Annotated in this window: 19 protein-coding genes; 1 reads left to right on the top strand and 18 read right to left on the bottom strand. The window is 64.9% G+C overall.

The genetic code is table 11. The features are described from left to right. Positions 1 to 110: 110 nt before the first annotated feature. The 9 genes from E3T27_RS04030 to E3T27_RS03990 all read right to left on the bottom strand — a co-directional run bounded on the left by E3T27_RS04030 (position 111) and on the right by E3T27_RS03990 (position 8,620). Positions 111 to 1,544 carry a right-handed parallel beta-helix repeat-containing protein gene (locus tag E3T27_RS04030; protein WP_134571660.1) on the bottom strand — a complete coding sequence of 478 codons (1,434 nt, stop codon included), beginning with the start codon at positions 1,542 to 1,544 and terminating at the stop codon, positions 111 to 113. 212 nt (positions 1,545 to 1,756) lie between these two features. Further along, on the bottom strand, positions 1,757 to 3,268 hold the full coding sequence (der, locus tag E3T27_RS04025; RefSeq protein WP_104126024.1) for a ribosome biogenesis GTPase Der: 1,512 nt from the start codon (positions 3,266 to 3,268) through the stop codon (positions 1,757 to 1,759). Then, positions 3,261 to 3,953 (bottom strand): (d)CMP kinase, encoded by a 693-nt coding sequence (gene cmk, locus E3T27_RS04020; RefSeq protein ID WP_104196132.1) that lies wholly within the window; start codon positions 3,951 to 3,953, stop codon positions 3,261 to 3,263. The genes der and cmk overlap by 8 nt, the downstream gene beginning before the upstream one ends. A gap of 5 nt (positions 3,954 to 3,958) precedes the next feature. Then, a complete protein-coding gene (locus tag E3T27_RS04015; protein WP_104196133.1) occupies positions 3,959 to 5,041 on the bottom strand; it encodes a prephenate dehydrogenase in 1,083 nt (360 codons plus the stop codon). Positions 5,042 to 5,067: 26 nt separating this feature from the next. Beyond that, positions 5,068 to 5,817, bottom strand: coding sequence for a pseudouridine synthase (locus tag E3T27_RS04010; RefSeq protein WP_233193167.1), 750 nt, complete (start codon positions 5,815 to 5,817; stop codon positions 5,068 to 5,070). A 71-nt stretch (positions 5,818 to 5,888) separates the two neighbouring features. Next, positions 5,889 to 6,527, bottom strand: coding sequence for an SMC-Scp complex subunit ScpB (gene scpB, locus E3T27_RS04005; RefSeq protein ID WP_134571785.1), 639 nt, complete (start codon positions 6,525 to 6,527; stop codon positions 5,889 to 5,891). Between the two features lie 10 nt (positions 6,528 to 6,537). Next, a complete protein-coding gene (locus E3T27_RS04000) occupies positions 6,538 to 7,362 on the bottom strand; it encodes a segregation and condensation protein A (RefSeq protein ID WP_134571659.1) in 825 nt (274 codons plus the stop codon). Beyond that, on the bottom strand, positions 7,346 to 8,263 hold the full coding sequence (locus E3T27_RS03995; protein ID WP_134571784.1) for a ParA family protein: 918 nt from the start codon (positions 8,261 to 8,263) through the stop codon (positions 7,346 to 7,348). The genes E3T27_RS04000 and E3T27_RS03995 overlap by 17 nt, the downstream gene beginning before the upstream one ends. 117 nt (positions 8,264 to 8,380) lie before the next feature. Next, positions 8,381 to 8,620, bottom strand: coding sequence for a hypothetical protein (locus E3T27_RS03990; RefSeq protein ID WP_134571658.1), 240 nt, complete (start codon positions 8,618 to 8,620; stop codon positions 8,381 to 8,383). 118 nt (positions 8,621 to 8,738) lie between these two features. Here E3T27_RS03990 and E3T27_RS03985 point away from each other — a divergent pair, with 118 nt between their 5' ends. After that, positions 8,739 to 9,191 carry a CHRD domain-containing protein gene (locus E3T27_RS03985; RefSeq protein ID WP_233200569.1) on the top strand — a complete coding sequence of 151 codons (453 nt, stop codon included), beginning with the start codon at positions 8,739 to 8,741 and terminating at the stop codon, positions 9,189 to 9,191. A gap of 11 nt (positions 9,192 to 9,202) precedes the next feature. Here the strand turns inward: E3T27_RS03985 and xerD are convergent, their stop codons facing one another. The 9 genes from xerD to E3T27_RS16885 all read right to left on the bottom strand — a co-directional run. Then, positions 9,203 to 10,138 (bottom strand): site-specific tyrosine recombinase XerD, encoded by a 936-nt coding sequence (gene xerD, locus E3T27_RS03980; protein ID WP_104196138.1) that lies wholly within the window; start codon positions 10,136 to 10,138, stop codon positions 9,203 to 9,205. A gap of 2 nt (positions 10,139 to 10,140) precedes the next feature. Beyond that, a complete protein-coding gene (locus E3T27_RS03975) occupies positions 10,141 to 10,761 on the bottom strand; it encodes an NUDIX domain-containing protein (protein WP_104196150.1) in 621 nt (206 codons plus the stop codon). Between the two features lie 67 nt (positions 10,762 to 10,828). Then, positions 10,829 to 12,487 (bottom strand): CTP synthase, encoded by a 1,659-nt coding sequence (locus E3T27_RS03970; RefSeq protein ID WP_369831120.1) that lies wholly within the window; start codon positions 12,485 to 12,487, stop codon positions 10,829 to 10,831. Between the two features lie 104 nt (positions 12,488 to 12,591). After that, positions 12,592 to 14,304 carry a DNA repair protein RecN gene (gene recN, locus E3T27_RS03965; RefSeq protein ID WP_134571657.1) on the bottom strand — a complete coding sequence of 571 codons (1,713 nt, stop codon included), beginning with the start codon at positions 14,302 to 14,304 and terminating at the stop codon, positions 12,592 to 12,594. Beyond that, positions 14,301 to 15,221 (bottom strand): NAD kinase, encoded by a 921-nt coding sequence (locus E3T27_RS03960; RefSeq protein WP_104196152.1) that lies wholly within the window; start codon positions 15,219 to 15,221, stop codon positions 14,301 to 14,303. The genes recN and E3T27_RS03960 overlap by 4 nt, the downstream gene beginning before the upstream one ends. Before the next feature lie 4 nt (positions 15,222 to 15,225). Beyond that, a complete protein-coding gene (locus E3T27_RS03955; RefSeq protein ID WP_104196153.1) occupies positions 15,226 to 16,026 on the bottom strand; it encodes a TlyA family RNA methyltransferase in 801 nt (266 codons plus the stop codon). Positions 16,027 to 16,133: 107 nt separating this feature from the next. Further along, positions 16,134 to 16,304: a hypothetical protein gene (locus E3T27_RS16455; protein ID WP_166786089.1), complete on the bottom strand. Its 171-nt coding sequence runs from the start codon at positions 16,302 to 16,304 to the stop codon at positions 16,134 to 16,136. A 10-nt stretch (positions 16,305 to 16,314) separates the two neighbouring features. Further along, positions 16,315 to 17,343, bottom strand: coding sequence for an HAD-IIA family hydrolase (locus E3T27_RS03950; RefSeq protein WP_134571656.1), 1,029 nt, complete (start codon positions 17,341 to 17,343; stop codon positions 16,315 to 16,317). Then, on the bottom strand, positions 17,321 to 18,735 hold a 1,415-nt coding region (locus tag E3T27_RS16885; RefSeq protein WP_241992106.1), incomplete at its 5' end, for a primosomal protein. The genes E3T27_RS03950 and E3T27_RS16885, both read right to left, overlap by 23 nt.

Here is an 18,735-nt window from a genome sequence, read left to right as displayed (position 1 = left end):
GCGCAAACAGGTCCGGCCACATCCATCTAACAAATTTTGAGTTTACACATCACACACGCACTAGCTACCGTAATACTGGCAAGGATCCAGCGCCATGACAGCGATCAGAACTACCCTTTTCTGATCGTGACGAGGGTGTCGTCGGGTACGTAGTAGTTATTCGCAAAGTCGATCTTGGTGGTCGTCGGGGCGATCACGGCGCAGTTGGAAAGGCGAGAATCACGACCGAAAGTGTTGTCGGTAATGGTCGCTCCCCTGATCGGACCGTGTGACTTTTCCGCAATGTTCACGGTGCAGGCTCCACCGTTCGCGAAGTTGTCGCTAAAAGTGAAGTTGGAGACCGGTCCCCGGTCCTGCGTGATCTGCACGGCAGCGCTGTGCGAATCGGTGAGCCGGTTGCCGGTCACGGTCACGTTGTTTCCAGCCTGAATCTGAATGCCATCGTCGTGACTGGGGGAACCGCCCTGATTCGGGTCATTGCTGTAATGCATGTGATCGTGGATCCAGGAATCCTGCAGACTCACGTTGCTTCCGGTGACGTGAATGCCATCGATGACGTTATTGATGTTCAAGCGTGTCGCCGTGAAGTTATAGCCGTAGATTCCATTGGCGTGGGGCGAAGCGGTACTTGGGGACAGCTCGGTATCGGTGACAACCAGGTTTCGGTGTCCGCCGAGGTTATTGATTAGCGCCCCTGGACCGTTCATGGTGCCACCCCGAATGATGGAATTCTTGATGGTCACATCGGGGGCGCTGATCTTGATCAGGCCGCGAATATCAAGGCCATTCAGCACTGTGCCCGGTTTGGTCACGTTGATGTCACCATTGTGCACGGTTAAAGCAGTTCCAGAGGGAACGCCCGTGTTGGAAGCACCGGGCGTTGCACTCGTCACCGGCGAAGGCTCCGGAGTGGGACTCGGTACGGGAACCGGTGCCGGCGCGGGAGCCGGTGTGGGAGTGGGAGTCGGTGTCGGAGTCGGAGTCGGAGTGGGAGTCGGTGTGGGAGTGGGAGCCAGAGCACGAATGGGCTCCGGAGCCGGTGCAGGCGCCGGGCTGCCTTCGGCGCGCTCAAAGCCGTCGACCGAAAGGTTCAGCGTGACGTCGGCGACGCTACTGACGGCGGTGACCGTGCCGTCCATCTCCGGCGTCACGGGAACCGTTATGGTCTTGGTTGGGCTGGTACCAGCCGGCGCGGTAAACGAGTACGCTTTGGAGCCCTCTGGACCAAGTGCAATTTTTACCTGAGTTTGCGAAGCGACCTCAGAGGTGAAGAACTTCACCTCGACAGATTTCAGGCCGGACGGTACCGTACCCAAGTCGGTGGTGACTCTGTCGCGCTCGGGAATCACAATCGATGCGCTCAGTGTCTCGGCGTTGCTGATATCAGCTTGAGCCGGACTGACGACGAGACCGGACAGGGCGACGACGGAAACTGCCAGAACCGAAAGAACGGCCTTCCGTGGAGCCGTGCTGGTGGAGACAGTCGGGGTGGTGCCAGTTGAAAATTGATTCGAAAAAGATGTGCGGGTATTTCTGAATGCCATTGGTTAGTTACGTATATTCTTTGTCGCGCACAAGTCCGGGAACGTGCGGTTGATCGGCCGTAGGGGGCCACAATGTACTCCATGAGCATTGCCCACTTAGGGTGCACACGCAAATCGAGTGACCTCACTTACGCTGCCGCGACGAACACTCGGCACTCAAAAAAAGCGGCCGGACCTGCGTTAACAGGACCGACCGCTTGAAGTCTGCGAATCTAGCGTTTGCGCTTCTCACGCACGCGCATACTGAGGTTGATCGGGCTGCCCTCGAAGCCGTAGATCTCGCGCAGGCGTCGCTGAATGTAGCGACGGTAGCCCGGGTCAAGGAATCCGGTGGTGAATACCACAAACGTCGGCGGGCGGCTCGAGGCCTGTGTACCGAACAGAATCCGAGGCTGCTTGCCGCTGCGCACGGGGTGCGGGTGGGCGGCAGCGAGCTCAGCCAGGAAGGCGTTGAACTTACCCGTGGCGATGCGGGTGTCCCACGATTCGAGCGCGAGCTCAAGCGCCGGAACCAGCTTTTCCATATGACGACCGGTTTTGGCCGAGATGTTCACGCGCGGGGCCCAAGCCACGTGCGCCAGATCCTGCTCGATCTCCCGCTCCAGGTATCGGCGACGGTCGTCGTCGATCTGGTCCCACTTGTTGAACGCCAGAACGAGTGCACGGCCCGATTCGATGACGAGGTCGATGACCCGAATATCCTGCTCGCTGATGACTTCGGTCACGTCGAGCAACACAACGGCAACCTCGGCCTTTTCCAAAGCCGCGCTGGTACGCAGGGAGGCGTAGAAGTCGGCGCCCTGCGAGAGGTGCACACGACGGCGAATGCCGGCGGTGTCGACGAAACGCCACACCTTGCCGCCGAGCTCAACCTGCTCATCGACCGGGTCGCGGGTCGTGCCGGCGAGCTCGTTGACAACAACACGCTCCTCCCCCACGACCTTATTGAGCAGGCTGGACTTGCCGACGTTCGGGCGACCGAGGATGGCCACGCGGCGCGGACCGCCGACCTCCTGCTTGGCAACGTTGGAAATTTCGGGCAGCACGAGCAGGATCGCATCGAGCAGGTCGGCAACACCACGACCGTGCAGGGCAGAAACCGGCCACGGCTGGCCGAGGCCGAGCGACCACAGGCTGGCCGCTTCGGGCTCCTGGCGCACGTCATCGACCTTGTTGGCGATCAGAAAGACCGGTTTGCCGCTCTTACGCAGCATTCGCACGACGGCCTCATCGGTCGAGGTCGGGCCCACGTTGGAGTCCACGACGAACATGACCAGGTCGGACAGGTCGATGGCGATCTCGGCCTGGGCAGCGACGGAGGCGTCGATACCCTTAGCGTCGGGCTCCCAGCCGCCGGTGTCGACGAGGCTGAACTTGCGCTCGTGCCATTCGCCCTTGTACGCGACACGGTCACGCGTCACACCGGGGGTATCCTCGACGACGGCCTCGCGGCGACCGAGGATACGGTTGACCAGCGCTGATTTTCCCACGTTCGGGCGCCCGACAATGGCGATCACCGGAACGGCCGGCAGGTACTGAATCGCGTCGGGGTCGTCGGTGACGGCCTGCAGTACGTCGAGGTCTTCCTCATCGAGGTCATAGTTGTCGAGGTCCGTGCGCAGCGCGACGGAACGCCGCGTGGCAAGTTCCTCATCGAGATTGGCGAGTCGTTCCGCCAGCTCGGTGTCGAGCGCTGCGCTCGTGTCGTCGTATTCGTTACTCATTCAAAGCCCGCTTCGTGCGTGTGTGGTAGACGTCGATGACCGCTTCAACGGTCTGCTCGAAGTCGAGATGGGTGGAGTCGACGGTTATCACACCGTCAGCCGCGCTCATGAAATCGACAACCTGTGAGTCAGCACGATCACGTGATCGCAACTGTTCTGCCACGGTTTCAGCCGATTGGGTCGTTATTTCCGCAGAGCGTCTTCTCATTCTAGCCTCCTCGGATGCCGTGAGTAGAATGCGCACCTCGGCTTCCGGGGCCACGATGGTTGTGATGTCGCGTCCTTCGACGATGACTCCGGGTCGATCCACGTTCTCGGCGATGCTGCGAAACAGCTCGGTGAGCGCGCCTCGCACCGCGGGAAGGCGGGCGACAGCGCTGACCGCTGCACTGACCTCCGGTGAGCGGATGGCGTCGGTCACGTCGGTCTGCCCCACCGTGACGAAGTAGTCGTCTGGGTCGGTACCGATCGCATAGTCGAAGTCTTTGAGGAGCGCGGAGACGGCATCCGTTTGGGTGTTGTCTGTATTGCGCTCAAGCGCCAGCCAGGCCAGCGCGCGGTAGGCGGCGCCGGTGTCGAGGTAGGCGAAGCCGAGACGACGTGCGGCGGCACGGCTCACGCTCGATTTGCCGCTGCCGGCCGGCCCATCGATAGCGACGAGGGTTGGAAGGGTGTGACGTGCCATGTACGTTAACCAGCAATCCGCCAGCCGCGCGCGGCCAGCTCTTCGGTGAGGCGAGTGACGGCGCCGGGCAGTACAGAGATTTCGGCGAGACCGATCTGGGCGCCGGGCGAGTGTTCCAAGCGTAAGTCTTCGAGGTTGACTCCGAGCTCCCCGATGTCGTTGAGCAGGCGAGCGATCTGGCCGGGCTGGTCGTTGACCATGACGATCATCGAGGAGAACCGTCGGTCCTGCCCGTGTTTGCCGGGCAGACGGGCCACTCCGACGTTTCCGCCGGCGAGTTCCTCGGCGACCTGGCGCTGCGCTCCGGGCGCGTCTGGATCTTCGAGGGCGTCGATGAACCGGTCGAGGTCGTCTCGGTAAGCCAGCAGCACATCACGCACCGGGCCGGCGTTGGCGCCGAGAATCTGCACCCACAGATCGGGGTCGCTCGCCGCGACCCGGGTCACGTCGCGCAGGCCCTGGCCGGCCAGGTTGAGCGAAGAGTGCGCTGCCCCGGTGAGGCGGCGGGCCATCAGGGTGGAGATGACCTGCGGCACGTGCGAAACCAGGGCGACGCCGAGGTCGTGCTCTTCCGGCGTCATCTCGACCAGGATCGCGCCGAGGTCGAGAATGAGATCGTCGATAGCACCGGCCTGCTGGTAGCTGATCGCGTCGTGTGCGGCGACCACCCAGGGGCGACCGATGAACAAATCAGCGCGGCCGGAGAGCGGGCCGCCCTTCTCCCGACCGGCGAGCGGATGCGACCCGATATAGCGGCTGATATCGGCTCCGCGCTCGCGCAGCTCGGCGAGCGGCGCGAGTTTGACACTCGCGACATCCGTCACGATCGCTCCCGGATAAGCCTCGAGCTCGCGGGCGACGATCTCGGCGGTGACGTCGGGAGGCACGCACACGACGATGAGTTGCGGGAGATCGCCCGGCTTTGCAGCGCGGCCGGCACCGTAGTCGATGGCGATGCGCAGGTTGGTCGGTGACGCGTCGGCGAGGATCGTCTCGATCTTGCGGTCCCGCAGGCCGAGGCCCACGCTGGTTCCGAGCAGACCGACGCCGACGATACGCACCGGACCGACGAGGCGGCTTTCAGCCATGGTTGTGTCCCCTACCATTGCTGCTGTTAGTTCGCGTCAGGGCGCGCACTCGGCGCCTGGCGGGACACGGTGAGCAGTTGGCCGAGTTCTTCGCGGGTGAGTTCGCGCACGGCGCCCTGCTGCAGGGTGCCCAGGTTCAGCGGCCCGAATTGGCGACGCACAAGGTCGACCACGGGGTGACCGACGGCGTCGAGCATCCGTCGCACGATGCGGTTGCGGCCGGAGTGCAAGGTGAGCTCGACCATGCTGAACCCGCCGCCGGGAGGGCTCGTGAGGATGCGTGCCTTGTCGGCGTGGATGGGGCCGTCGTCGAGTTCGATGCCGCTTTGCAGCTGGCCGATGGTCTGCGGCGAGACGCGCCCCTCGACCTTGGCGATGTAGGTCTTGGAGACGCCGAAGGAGGGATGGGCGAGCACGTGCGCGAGGTCACCGTCGTTGGTGAGAATGAGCAGGCCGCTGGTTTGGGCGTCGAGCCGGCCCACGTTGAACAGGCGTTCGTCGAACTGGTCGGTGAATTCGCGCAGGTCGGGTCGCCCGCTTTCATCCTGCATCGAGGAGACAACACCGACCGGCTTGTTGAGCATGAGGTAACGGCGGGTGGTGTCGAGCTGCACGGCCACGTTGTCGACGGCGACCTGGTCGGTTTCGGGATGCACGCGGCGGCCGAGCTCGGTGACGACCTTGCCGTTCACCCGCACCCGCCCGGAGGTGATGAGGTCTTCCGAGACGCGCCGACTGGCGACGCCGGCCGAGGCAAGTACCTTCTGCAGGCGCACACCGTCAGCTGCTGCCTCTGGATTGAAGTTGGGGTCGCGGGGCGCTGCGTCGCTGGGCGTGTTGTCCTGGGTCAAAGTAGATCCTCGAATCCGTCGGTGCCGTCGTCGAGTAACGGCGATAGGTGGGGTAACTCGGCGAGCGAGTTGATTCCGAGCTGGGTGAGCAGCAAGTCTGTGGTGGCGTAAGCGATCGCGCCGGTTTCACTGTCGGTGAAGGCCTCGGTGATGAGGCCGCGACCGAGCAGGGTGCGCACGACGGAGTCGACGCTGACGGCGCGAATGCTCGCGACCTGCCCACGACTGATCGGCTGCTTGTACGCGATCACGGCGAGGGTTTCGAGTGCTGCCTGGCTGAGCCGGCTGGGATTCTGGGTCAGCACGAAGTCGGTCACGAGCTCGTCGTGCGTGGCGCGCACGTAAATGCGCCAACCGCCGGCGACCTCGCGCAATTCAAAACCGCGGCGCACCGTGGAGGTACCGTCCGGTGCCGTGACTCCATCGAAATCGGCGACCAGCCGGGCAACGGATTGCGCCACCTCGGTAATCGGCCGCCCCACGGCGGTCGCGAGGTGCACCAGGCCCTGGGGCTCATCGGCGATCATGAAAACGGCTTCGAGCTGGCGGTCGAGGGCGTGGGATTCGCGCACAGCGAATGCTGCGGCATCCGTTTTCCCGGCGCGCGACCGGGTGTCGGTGGCCTGGTTCACCATATTGCCGACTTCAGTTGTCATAGTCGGCTCCAAGCGAGCCGAGATTTTCGTCAGACCATTCGCGCCCGTCGAGCGACGGGCTACTCCAGCGCAGAATGAGCTCGCCGAGGGGCTCGATTTGGTCAAAGGACAGGGCGCCGTGGCGATACAGCTCGAGCACCGCGAGAAAGCGGGCGATGATGACACCCTTCAGATCAACGCCAGCGGTGAGCGCCCGGAATGAAACCGGCTCCCCCGCCTGCAGCATGGCGACGACGTAGGCGGCCTGCTCGCGGATACTGACCAGCGGCGCGTGCAAGTGTTCCAGGCCTACAACGGGCAGCTCGCGCGGAGCGAGGGCAGCGGCGGCCAGCGCGGCGAAATCGGCGAGCGACAGCGTCCAGACCAGCTCCGGGGTCTTCTGACGGTACTTCTCCTCGAGCCGCACCGATCGCACGTGACGGCGGGTCTCAGTGTCGAGCTGGTCGGTGAACCAGGTCGCCGCTTCCTTGAAAGCGCGGTACTGCAGCAGGCGAGCGAACAGCAGGTCGCGGGCTTCGAGCAGGGCTAAGTCTTCGGCGTCGACGAGTTCACCCTGAGGCAGCAGGCCGGCCACCTTGAGGTCGAGAAGCGTCGCGGCAACGACCAGAAACTCGGTGGCCTGGTCGAGTTCCTCGGCCGCGTCGAGGCCGCGCAGGTAGGAGATGAACTCGTCGGTCACCCGGCTGAGCGAAATCTCGGTGATGTCGAGTTCGTGCCGGGTGATGAGTTTCAACAGCAGATCGAACGGGCCCTCAAAGTTGCCGAGGGCGACCGAAAACGCGGGCTTCTCGGCCGCGCTAGGCGACTGCGCCACGGTGGATCAGTTCGCGGGCCACCTGCAGGTAGGCCTTGGCGGCTGCGTGTTCGGGTGCGAAGTCGGTGATGGGTATCCCGGCCACGCTCGCGTCGGGAAATTTCACGGTGCGGCCGATGACGGTCTCCAGCACACTGTGGCCGAAGGCATCAACGACGCGCTCGAGGACTTCGCGGGAGTGCAGGGTGCGCGAGTCGTACATGGTGGCGAGAATGCCGTCGAGTTCGATGGCGGGGTTGAGCCTGTCGCGCACCTTATCGATGGTCTCGATGAGCAGGGCGACGCCGCGCAGGGCGAAGAATTCGCACTCGAGGGGAATCAGCACGCCGTGGCTGGCGGTGAGCGCGTTCACCGTGAGGATACCGAGCGAGGGCTGGCAGTCGATGAGGATGACGTCGTAGTCGCTCGAGATCTTACGCAGCACACGGGCCAGAATCTGCTCGCGGGCGACCTCGTTGACCAGGTGCACCTCGGCGGCGGAAAGGTCGATGTTGGCCGGGATGACATCGAGTCCCTCGACCGAGGTCGGCTGGATCGCGTCTTTGGGGTCGACCTTGCCGTCGAGCAGCAGGTCGTAGATAGTGGTGACGTCGTGGGTGGGCACGCCGAGGCCGGCTGAGAGTGCGCCCTGCGGGTCGAAGTCGATGGCGAGCACGCGACGCCCGTAGCTGGCCAGGGCCGCGCCGAGGTTGATGGTCGTCGTGGTCTTACCGACGCCACCTTTTTGGTTGCAAAGGGAGATGATGCGGGCGGGACCGTGGCCTTTGAGCGGCTCCGGATCGGCGAATTCGTGTTTTTCGCGTCCCGTCGGACCTACCGGAGTGTCGTCGAAACCGGGTAGCGAAATTCGCTCGCTCAACTTACGCGTCACTGGCCCGTCCTTGATTTGTCCTGCACCCATCACTTGCTTGATTGTAGCGAGTGGAACGACGCGTCGCCGCAAGGATCGCCGCGTGGCCCCGTCTCGGTGGCTCGGCCGGCAGCATCCGTCGCCGTTGTGGCGGGAGCGTGACCGCGACTATTTGAGCGATACGTTTCGAGACGCGAACCCGCCGAGGCTGCTTTTTACAAAGATGTTTCCCGGATTCACGGCCACGTTGCCGATCGTGGCGCAGTAGCGTCCGCCGCCCTGATTGATCAGGGTGCCGATCTGTACGTCGGTCGAAGTCTTGAACACGCGAGTGGAACCCTCGACCCGGAATCGGCCCGACGAGTCGGCGTTGCGGCTCGCGCTGGACAGATCACTGACGATACGCACCGGTTAGTGAATCTCGACGGGCACAGGGCACCGCCGGGACGCGACCACGCGTTGCGCACCGCGCTAACCGCGGGTAGCGTGACGGCACTGACAACTTTCACCGACCAGAGGACGAATCATGAGCATGAAGAAATCGGGCGGCCTGCGGACACTCGCGATAGTGGCGGCCGTCGCGGCTCTGACCGCGGCCAACACGGGTGTCGCCGTGGCCAGACCGGATGGCGGCCCCGCAATCCCGCTGAACAACGGTCAGGAAACGACTGGGGCAGACACTGGGGCGAGTGGTTTCTTTAGCTATGCCATCACCGGTGACCAGCTGTGCTACACCATGACGGCGCGAAACCTGTCAGTGCCGGCTGTGGCGGGCCACGTCCATCTGGCGCCTCGGACTGTCGCCGGCCCGGTGGTCATCCCCCTCATTGTCGGCTCCGGCACCAGCTGGACGGTGCAGAGTTGCGCAACCGCCGACCCCGCCCTGCTCCAAGCCATCAGCGCCAACCCCCGCGCGTACTACATCAACGTGCACACACCTACCTTCCCTGGCGGCGAAATTCGCGGCCAACTGAAGTAACCACGAGGTGACTAGCGCGCCCGCGGATGGGCGGTCGTGTACATGTCACGAAGGGTGTCGACGGTCACCAGCGTGTAGATCTGGGTGGTGGCGACCGAGGAATGGCCGAGCAGTTCCTGCACCACGCGTACATCGGCGCCACCGGCGAGCAGGTGCGTCGCGAACGAGTGGCGCAGGGTGTGCGGCGACACGGGCACGGTGAGCCCGGCACGCTCAGCGGCAGCACGAATGATCAGCCAGGCATTCTGCCGGCTCACTCTTTGTCCGCGCAGGCCGAGGAACAGCGCCGGTGTCGAGCGTCCACGCGCTGACAGTATCGGCCGGGCCCGCACGAGATAGTCAGAGACAGCGGCGCGCGCAAAACTGCCGACCGGCACGATGCGCTGTTTATCCCCCTTACCGGTGAGCCGCACCGAGTCGAACACCTCCACGAGCACGTCGTCGACATTGAGATTGACCACCTCGCTCACCCGGGCTCCGGTCGCGTAGAGCAGTTCGAGCAGGGCCTTATCGCGCAGGCGCTGAACGTCGTCACCGTCGGTCGCCGCCAGCAGCGCGCTGACCTGTTCGATTGAGATGGCCTTAGGCAGGCGCAGGGCGAGTTTAGGCGGTTTGGTGTCGTGCGCCACATCGGTTTCGACCACTCCCTCTTCGAGCAGAAAACGGTGGAACCCGCGCACGGTCGAGAGAACGCGGGCGATGGATGCCGCCGTCAAAGGGGCTTCCGGGCGCAGGCCGAGATGCTGCACAAACGACGAGATGTGGTGCCGAGTGACCACTTGCAGGTCGGTGATCGGCCTGGGTGGGCCGTCGGGAGAATCAACCGCCAGCCACGCCGTGTACAGCCCCAGGTCGCGGCGGTAAGCGGCGACGGTGTTCACGGCGAGGCCGCGTTCGACCGCCACGTGCCGCAGGTAGGAATCCACCGCCGTCTCGACGGTCGTCATGCTCAGGACGTGATGTGCAGGCTGCGCGAACCACTGCTGCGCGGATGCCGCGGCCACGGCGAATCCGCGGGTGCAAGCGCGCTCCAGCCGCGCGAACGAGCCACCTGAGCGGCCAGAATGCCCACCATCAGGATCGGGTTGGAGACGCGCCTGGCCAGCACGGCGTCGACGCATGCGTCGAGCGATACCCAGCGTGGTTCGATATCGGCTTCTTCGTGGGTGCGGTCGAATGCGGCAATCGCCGAGACGCCCCGAGCGAGATAGATCCGAATGGCTTCGTTGCTGCCCCCGGGCGTGGTGTAGAACTCGGTGAGCAACGCCCACTCGGTGGCGACGACATCCGCTTCTTCAGCCAGCTCGCGCTGGGCGCCGACGACGGCGTTCTCACCGGCAATGTCAAGCAGTCCGGCCGGTAGTTCCCAGCCGCGCAAGCCGGTCGGGTGCCGGTACTGCTTGATCAGCAGCACGCGGTCCTGCTCGTCGAGGGCCAGCACAGCGACCGCGCCGGGGTGGTCGATGTACTCGCGGGTGATGCTCGCTCCGTTGTAGTCGAACGAGTCGCGGCGCACGTTCCAGATGGCTCCGTCGTAGACCACGTCGCTCGCTGAGACCTGCACCGGCATGACGTCGTCCTGCAGCACGTCGTCCTTCAGCACGTCGTCCTGCAGCACGTCGTCCTTCAGCAAATCGTCAGGCACTGAGCTCTTCCTTCACCTCGAACAAGCGGCTGGCCTCCTGGCGGTCGAGCGCAGCCTTGATCAGACCGCGAAACAGCGGATGCGCGTGGTTCGGCCGTGACCGCAGCTCTGGGTGGGCTTGGGTTCCCACGTAGAACGGGTGCTCCTCGCGCTTGAGCTCGACGTACTCGACCAGGTGACGGTCAGGGCTGGTGCCGGAGAACCACAGGCCGGCCTGTGCGATCTGGTCGCGGAAGGCGTTGTTGACCTCATAGCGGTGACGGTGACGTTCGGACGCTTCGTTGGCGCCGTACAGCTCGGCGACCAGAGAGCCTTCAGCAAGGGTGGCCGGGTAGAGGCCAAGGCGCATAGTTCCGCCGAGGTCACCGCCGGCGATGATCTCCACCTGCTCTTCCATGGTCGCGATGACCGGAAACTCGGTGTCCGGGTCGAACTCGCTGGAGGAGGCTCCCGGCAGGTCGGCCTTGTTGCGGGCGTACTCGATGACCATGCACTGCAGGCCAAGACACAGGCCGAGCACGGGGATGCCGTTTTCCCGGGCGAACTTGAGGGCACCGAGCTTGCCCTCGATGCCGCGGATACCGAACCCCCCTGGCACGCAGATGCCATCGAGTTCGCCGAGCAGCCGCGCGGCTCCCTCGTCGGTTTCGCAATCGTCGGAGCCGATCCAGACGATTTTGACCTTGCTCTGGTTGGCGAATCCGCCAGCTCGCAGCGCCTCGGTGACCGAGAGGTAGGCATCCGGCAGGTCGATGTACTTGCCGACCAGGCCGATGGTGACCTCGTGCTTGGGGTGGCGCACGGCTTCGAGCAGGTTCTTCCAGCCGGTCCAGTCCACAACGTCGGCGGTGAGGCCGAGGGCGTTGACGATGTACTTATCGAGGCCCTGGTCGTGCAGCATGGTGGGGATCTCGTAGATCGAGGCGACGTCGACGGCGTTGACCACGGCATCCTCGTCGACGTCGCACATGAGCGCGATTTTGCGCTTGTTCGACTCGGAGACGGGCCGGTCGCTGCGCAGCACGAGGGCGTCGGGCTGGATTCCGATGGATCGCAGGGTGGCGACGGAATGTTGAGTGGGCTTGGTCTTCTGCTCGCCGGCAGCGCCGAGGAACGGCACGAGCGAGACGTGCACGAAGAACACGTTGCCGCGACCGAGTTCGTGGCGCACCTGGCGGGCGGCCTCGAGGAATGGCTGGGATTCGATGTCACCGACCGTGCCGCCGACCTCGGTGATGATCACGTCGGGGCGCACATCGTCGCTGGCCTGCAGGCGCATGCGCCGCTTGATCTCATCGGTGATATGTGGAATGACCTGCACCGTGTCGCCGAGGTACTCGCCACGGCGTTCCTTGGCGATGACCTGCGAGTAGATCTGCCCGGTCGTCACATTGGCCGACTGGCCCAGGTTGATGTCGAGAAAACGTTCGTAGTGCCCGATGTCGAGGTCGGTTTCGGCGCCGTCATCGGTGACGAAGACCTCACCGTGCTGGAACGGATTCATCGTTCCCGGGTCGACGTTGAGGTAGGGGTCGAGCTTTTGCATGACGACGCGCAGGCCGCGTGCCGTAAGCAGGTTACCGAGGCTGGCCGCCGTCAAGCCCTTACCGAGCGAGGAGACCACACCCCCGGTCACGAAGATGTGCTTCACGGTGCCGTCTGAATTGCCCGGGCCGCCTATGCGCGTGTTGTCTGAACCGCGTGTAATTATATTTTCCACCACGGGCTTCAATGCTATCACCTGATTTTGATCGCTTATCTGTCAGAGGTGCGGGAGCCGGACTGCGCAAGGTCGAGCAGTTCCCTGGCATGTTCAAGACCGCTCTTCGAGTCGGGCAGGCCAGAAAGCAGGCGGGCCATTTCGGCGGCACGGTCGTCGCCGCGCAGCTGACGCACGCTCGATGCGGTGACGGATCCATCGCTGTCTTTGACGACGCTGAGGTGGTTGCCGGCAAACGCGGCGACCTGAGCGAGATGGGTGACCACGATTACCTGCGCGGTTTCGGCGAGTCGCGCGAGTCGCCGACCGATTTCGATCGCGGCGGCTCCGCCCACACCGGCATCGATCTCATCGAAGACAAAGGTAGGTACCGGGTCGGTCGCGTTGATGACGACCTCGATGGCAAGCATCACCCGAGAGAGTTCACCACCGGATGCCCCGCGCGCCAACGCCCGCGGCTCAGCGCCAGCGTGCGGCTGTAACAGCAGGCGCACGAGGTCGATACCAGTGACGGTGCATTCCAGACCGGCTTCAACCTCCACGAGCAGCACGGCGTCCGGCATCGCCAGCGCGCCGAGCTCGGCGGTCACCCGAATTCCGAGTTGCACCGCGGCTGCCTGGCGCAACGTTGTCAGGGCAGCGGCGAGATGGGTGACGAGCTTTCGGTCGGCATCCGCTTCGGCGCTGAGCTGCCCGATGCGGTCAGAGTCGGAATCAAGCTCGAGCAGCCGGGCACTGCCGGTATCGAGGAATCCAATGGCTTCCTCGAGGCCGCCCGGGTATTTACGGGCGAGAATGCCGAGTATGGCCCGCCTCTCCTGCACGATTTCGAGTTCGCGGGCGCCATCGGCGTCGAGGCCGGCGAGGTAGCTCGAGAGCTCGGCAGCGATGTCGGCAACGACGAAACCAGCGTTGGCGATGGCGGTCACGAGCGGCGGCAGGGCCACGTCGTGGGCGGCGACCCGGTCAAGGGCGCGCCGGGCGGCTTCGAGCAGGGCGACGACGTCGGGCGCGTCGTCGGGGTTGTCTTCGGCGGAGACGAACTGGCGGGCCTGCTCTCCGGCCAGGCGGAGTTCTTCGAGGTTGCCGAGGCGTTCGGCGCGTTCACCCAACTCGGCGTCCTCGCCGGGTTGCGGGGCAACCGTTTCAATCTCGGTCAGCGCGGCGCGCAGTTCGTCGGCCTCGCGGGCTCGCAAATCTCGTTCGGTGACGAGCCGGTCGAGATCGACCTGGTTGGCCTGCCAGCGGTGGAAGGCATGCTGGTAGTCGCCGAGCACTGCGGCGAGTTCGGGGCCGGCGAAACGGTCGAGGGCGTCACGCTGGGCGGCGGCGGAGCGCAGGCGCACCTGGTCGCTCTGGCCGTGCACGACGACGAGATCGTTGCGCAGGTCACCGAGCACGCTCGCCGGAGCGCCACGTCCGCCGACCATCGCGCGGCTGCGTCCCTCACTCGAGACGGAGCGTCCAAGGATGAGTTCGGGTCCATCGAGGTCTCCCCCAGCGTCACGGACCCGGTCGGCGACCGCGCTGGTGGGGTCGATGACCCAGCGACCCTGTACAAAACTCTGCGGCTGGCCCTGACGCACGGTTCCGGCATCCGCGCGATCGCCGAGCAGCAGTCCGAGCGCGGTGACCACCATGGTTTTGCCAGCACCGGTTTCTCCGGTCACGGCGGTGAAACCGGGGCCGAGCGGCAGCGTCGCCTCGGCGATGACGCCGAGGTCGCGAATGAACAGCTCGTCGATCACTCGCGGCCGACCGGACCGCGCCAGCCAGTGACCGGCAGGTTGAATTTGTTGACCAGGCGGTCGGTGAAGGGGCCGATGTGCAGGCGGGCCAGGCGCACGGGAACATCCGAGCGGCGGACGATCACACGGGCGCGGCTGGGAAGATCCTGGGTACGGCGACCGTCGGCGCAGAGCACTGCGCGGGCACCGGTGCGCGACAGCACCTCGACGGCCAGTGACGACTCCGGCCCGACCACGAGCGGCCTCGCGAACAGTGCGTGCGCGCTGAGCGGAACCAGCAACAGCGCTTCAACGCCGGGCCAGACGACGGGGCCGCCGGCCGAGAACGAGTACGCGGTCGAGCCGGTCGGGGTGGAGAGCACGACGCCGTCGCAGCCGAAGGATGACAGCGGGCGTCCGTCGACCTCGACGACGACCTCAATCATGCGTTCGCGACTGGCTTTTTCGACAGTGACCTCGTTCAGCGCCCAGGTTTCGTAAACGACCTCGTCAGCCACCTTGACCCGCACCGACAGGGCAAGCCGTTCCTCGACCTCGTAGTCGCCCTTGAGCGCGCGGCGCACGGCCTCGCCGAGGTCGTCCCGCTCGCTTTCGGCGAGAAAACCGACGTGACCGAGATTGATGCCAAGCAGCGGTGCCGAGCATCCACGCACGAGTTCAGCCGAGCGCAAAATGGTACCGTCTCCGCCGAGCACGATGACAAGTTCAAGGTCGGACGTTCGCACCGTGTCACCGAGAATCGCGATATGACCGTTCAGCTCCGGGCAGGCGGCCAGAAGGTCAGCGCGTTCGTCCATGGCGAGCACCGGCACCGCCCCGGAGGCCAGAAGCTGCTTACACACCGTCGAGGCGGCTTCAACGGAGTCAGCGCGGCCGGTATGGGCGACGATGAGAAAATATCGCGGGGTGTCGCTCAACTCCTCACGCTCCAACCAGTGCTTCGATTCGGTCCATCCATTCTGTCGGATTCGTGCCGGTCGTGGCGCTCATCCAGCACAGATACTCGTGGTTTCCGGCCGCCCCAATGATGGGCGAGGCGATGACTCCACAGGTTCTCAGGCCGAGGTCCCAGCCGGCCCAGAGTACACCGGCCACGGAGTCGCTTCGGAGGCCCCTGTCGTGCACGATGCCCTCACGGATACCGCCGCGGCCTACCTCAAACTGCGGTTTGATCAGTAGCACGAAGTCGGCGCCCGCCGCGGCTGTGGCCACAAGAGCCGGCAACACGGTGGTGAGCGAGATGAACGACAGATCGGCCACGACGAGGTCGGGTCGGGTGTCGATTCCGGATGCCCCGGCGAGGGTTTCCGGGGTTGCATAGCGGATGTTGTACCCCTCGACCAGCTTCAGCCGCGGCTCGGTCTTCAGTTGCGCAGCAAGCTGGCCGTGGCCGACATCGGCGGCAATGACCGAGGCGGCGCCACGTTCGAGCAGTACCTGGCTGAAACCGCCGGTACTCGCCCCCGCGTCGAGCGCTGTACGGCCGGTGACGGTGAGGTTGAAGGCATCGAGTGCAGCGTTGAGTTTGTGGGCACCCCGGCTGACGTAGTGGTCGGTCGCGGCCACTTCGAGAACCGAGTCCGCCGAGACTTTTGTGCTGGCCTTCACGACGGGGACACCGTTCACCGTGACGAGGCCGTCGGCGATAAGTTTGGCCGCTACGGTTCGGGAGCGAACCAGCCCACGATCGGCCAGGGCGGCGTCCAGGCGGGAGTCGGGCATCCGTTCTGGAAGCCCGTCACGCGGGTCGGCGTAATTCAGTTCAAATTCAGCGTGGTGCTCAGGCATGGGTGTGTCTGTTTCATGATCGTGGGGGGCATCAGCGCCGGTCATGCCCGGCCCGCCAGGTCGGTATCAGCGTCTTCGAGTTCTTTGCGCAGCTGCTCGTGTAGCGCACTGAACGCTTCGGCGCGCTGCGCGAGCGGCCGGGCCTCGATGCCAGCCAGCTGCGGCGCGAGATCGACCACTTCTTCTTCGGGCATGACGGGCTCGGGGTTCACAGTGTCTAGGCTACTGCGCGAGATACAGTCGCTCCGGAACGTTGAGCCCGTAGATCGCGCGTCCGGATCGGTAGATCGCGGCGCACGCGGCGCGCAGCAGGTCGATTCCGCCGTCGCCCTCCTTGACGATTTGCACGTCGTTGCCGTTGATGCGCACGCGTGCTCCATTAACCGTGGCGGTCGAGCCGTCCTTGGAGAACACCGTCTCGGGGTACGGCTCGTGCAGCTGTTGCAGGTTTTCAATGATGAACGTCGGCCGGGAGTCTTTGTCGGCGGCGAGGGCCTGTTTGGCCCGGTCGATGCCGGTGAGCACGAGCACGGCGGGGATTCCGGCCCGATTGGCGCCCAGAATATCGGTGTCGAGTCGGTCACCGATGAAGAGCGCATTCTGCGCACCGAAGCGCCGCGTGGCCTCCAGAAAGATGGCCGTTTCGGGTTTGCCAGCCACGAGTGGAAGTCGACCAACGGCCGTGTGCACGGCGGAGACGAGAGTGCCGTTGCCGGGGGCGATACCGCGGGCGACCGGAATGGTCCAGTCGGTGTTGGTGGCGATCCACGGAATGCCCGTGCCCACTCCGTCGGCGTTGAGCGCGAACGCCGCCTCGGCGAGATGCACCCAGCCGAGCTCTGGCGAGAAGCCCTGAATCACGGCGGCGGGCTTGTCGTCTGCCGATCGGGTCACGACGAACCCGGCCTTGAGGACCTCGTCGACGAGCCCGTCGCCACCAATGACGAGGATGCTCGCGCCGGGTTCCACCTGCTCTGCCAGTAACCGCACCGCAGCCTGGGGTGAGGTGACAACATCCGCTGCCGCCACGCTCAACCCGAGCTGGGTGAGGTGGTCCGCGACCGACTGGTCGGTGCGCGCAGCATTATTGGTGATGTAGCCCACACGGATGGTCTCGGCGGCACGGTTCAGGCTCTCGACGGCAAAGGGAATCGCCGCCGGGCCGGTGTACACCACACCGTCAAGGTCTGCCAGAAGTACGTCGACACCGGCCAGCGGTGTTGCCAATTCAGGCTTTCGGCGATGTAACATCCGGCTCCGTCTCGTCATCAGTTTCAGCCGTGTCCGCAGCTTCAGCAACGGCGTTGTCGTCGACGTCGACGACGACGTCAACGTCCTCAGCGTGGTCATCGTCGGCGTTATTTTCTTCCTCAGCGACGAAGGACGCGAGGGCGTCGTCTTCGTCTTCTTCCATCTCTTCGATCTCGATGGTCTCGTCATCGTCACCGGAGGCTCCGAGGGCGGCATCGGCGCGCGAAGCCCGTTCGAGCCACTCGTCGGCTTCGTTCTCCCTGCCGAGCTCGGTCAGCACTTCCGCGTAGGCGGCGAACAGCTCGGGGCTGTAGGAGAAGGCCGTGTTGGGATTGAGCTGCGGAATTTCGAGTTCGACGAGTGCGGCATCTGTTTCGCCGAGGTCGAGGCGTGCACCGGACATGGCGATGGCCAGGCCCACCTGGACAGATGGCGACAAAGTGGCACGGTCGACCGAACGACCCAGCTCGAGGGCACGGTCGGGACGACCGACGCCACGTTCACTGTCGACCATAAGGGGGAGCTGATCGTTGGAGCCCGAAATGCGACGGTAGGTGCGCAGCTCGCGCAGGGCCAGGGCAAAATCGCCCGTGGCATACGCGGTGATCGCCAGGCTTTCGCGCACCACACCGATGCGACCAGCCCGACGGGCAGCGCTCATCACGTGCAGGTGGGCGAGTTGGGGGTCTTCGTCGATGACGCGTGCGGCCATGGCCAGGTGACGCCCGACGGTCTCGGCATTCTCCTTCGTCAGGGTTTTGAGCTCGTTACGGGCAATGCGGTCCAGGTCGTTAGCCGAGATGTCGTCGGGAAGTTCCGGGTCGTCGTGGCGCGGACGCACCGAACGCAGCTCACGCTGCATGCGCTGCTCCTCGGTCATCTCCTCTTCGACGACGCGGGCATCGCGGTCGTTACGCGCCGGCGCACCGTCGCGAGTCCACAGTTTCTTGCCGGCATCGACACGCGGGGCGCCGGCACGGTTCGGCGAACCGCCGCGCTGGGTCCACGGCTTGCTGTCACTGTCCGAGCGCGGACGGTCGCTGCTGGGTCGTTCCGAGTTCCCGCGGTACGGAGCGCGGTCGCTACCACCGGACGGACGATCCGAGTTGCCACGGTACGGAGGACGCTCACCCTGCGAGGGACGATCCGAATTGCCGCGGTACGGCGGACGCTCGCTACCGCCGGAAGGGCGGTCGGAGTTACCCCGGTACGGAGGACGCTCACCCTGCGAGGGACGGTCAGAGTTGCCGCGGTACGGCGGACGCTCGCTACCGCCGGAAGGGCGATCCGAGTTGCCACGGTACGGAGGACGCTCACCCTGCGAGGGACGATCCGAATTGCCGCGGTACGGCGGACGCTCGCTACCGCCGGAAGGGCGGTCGGAGTTACCCC

Origin of the sequence: Cryobacterium lyxosi, from assembly GCF_004403345.1 — a bacterium.
Taxonomy (GTDB): Bacteria; Actinomycetota; Actinomycetes; order Actinomycetales; family Microbacteriaceae; genus Cryobacterium; species Cryobacterium lyxosi.
The sequence above is the reverse complement of the archived record's forward strand: the minus strand, read 5'-3'. Positions and strand labels throughout refer to the sequence as shown.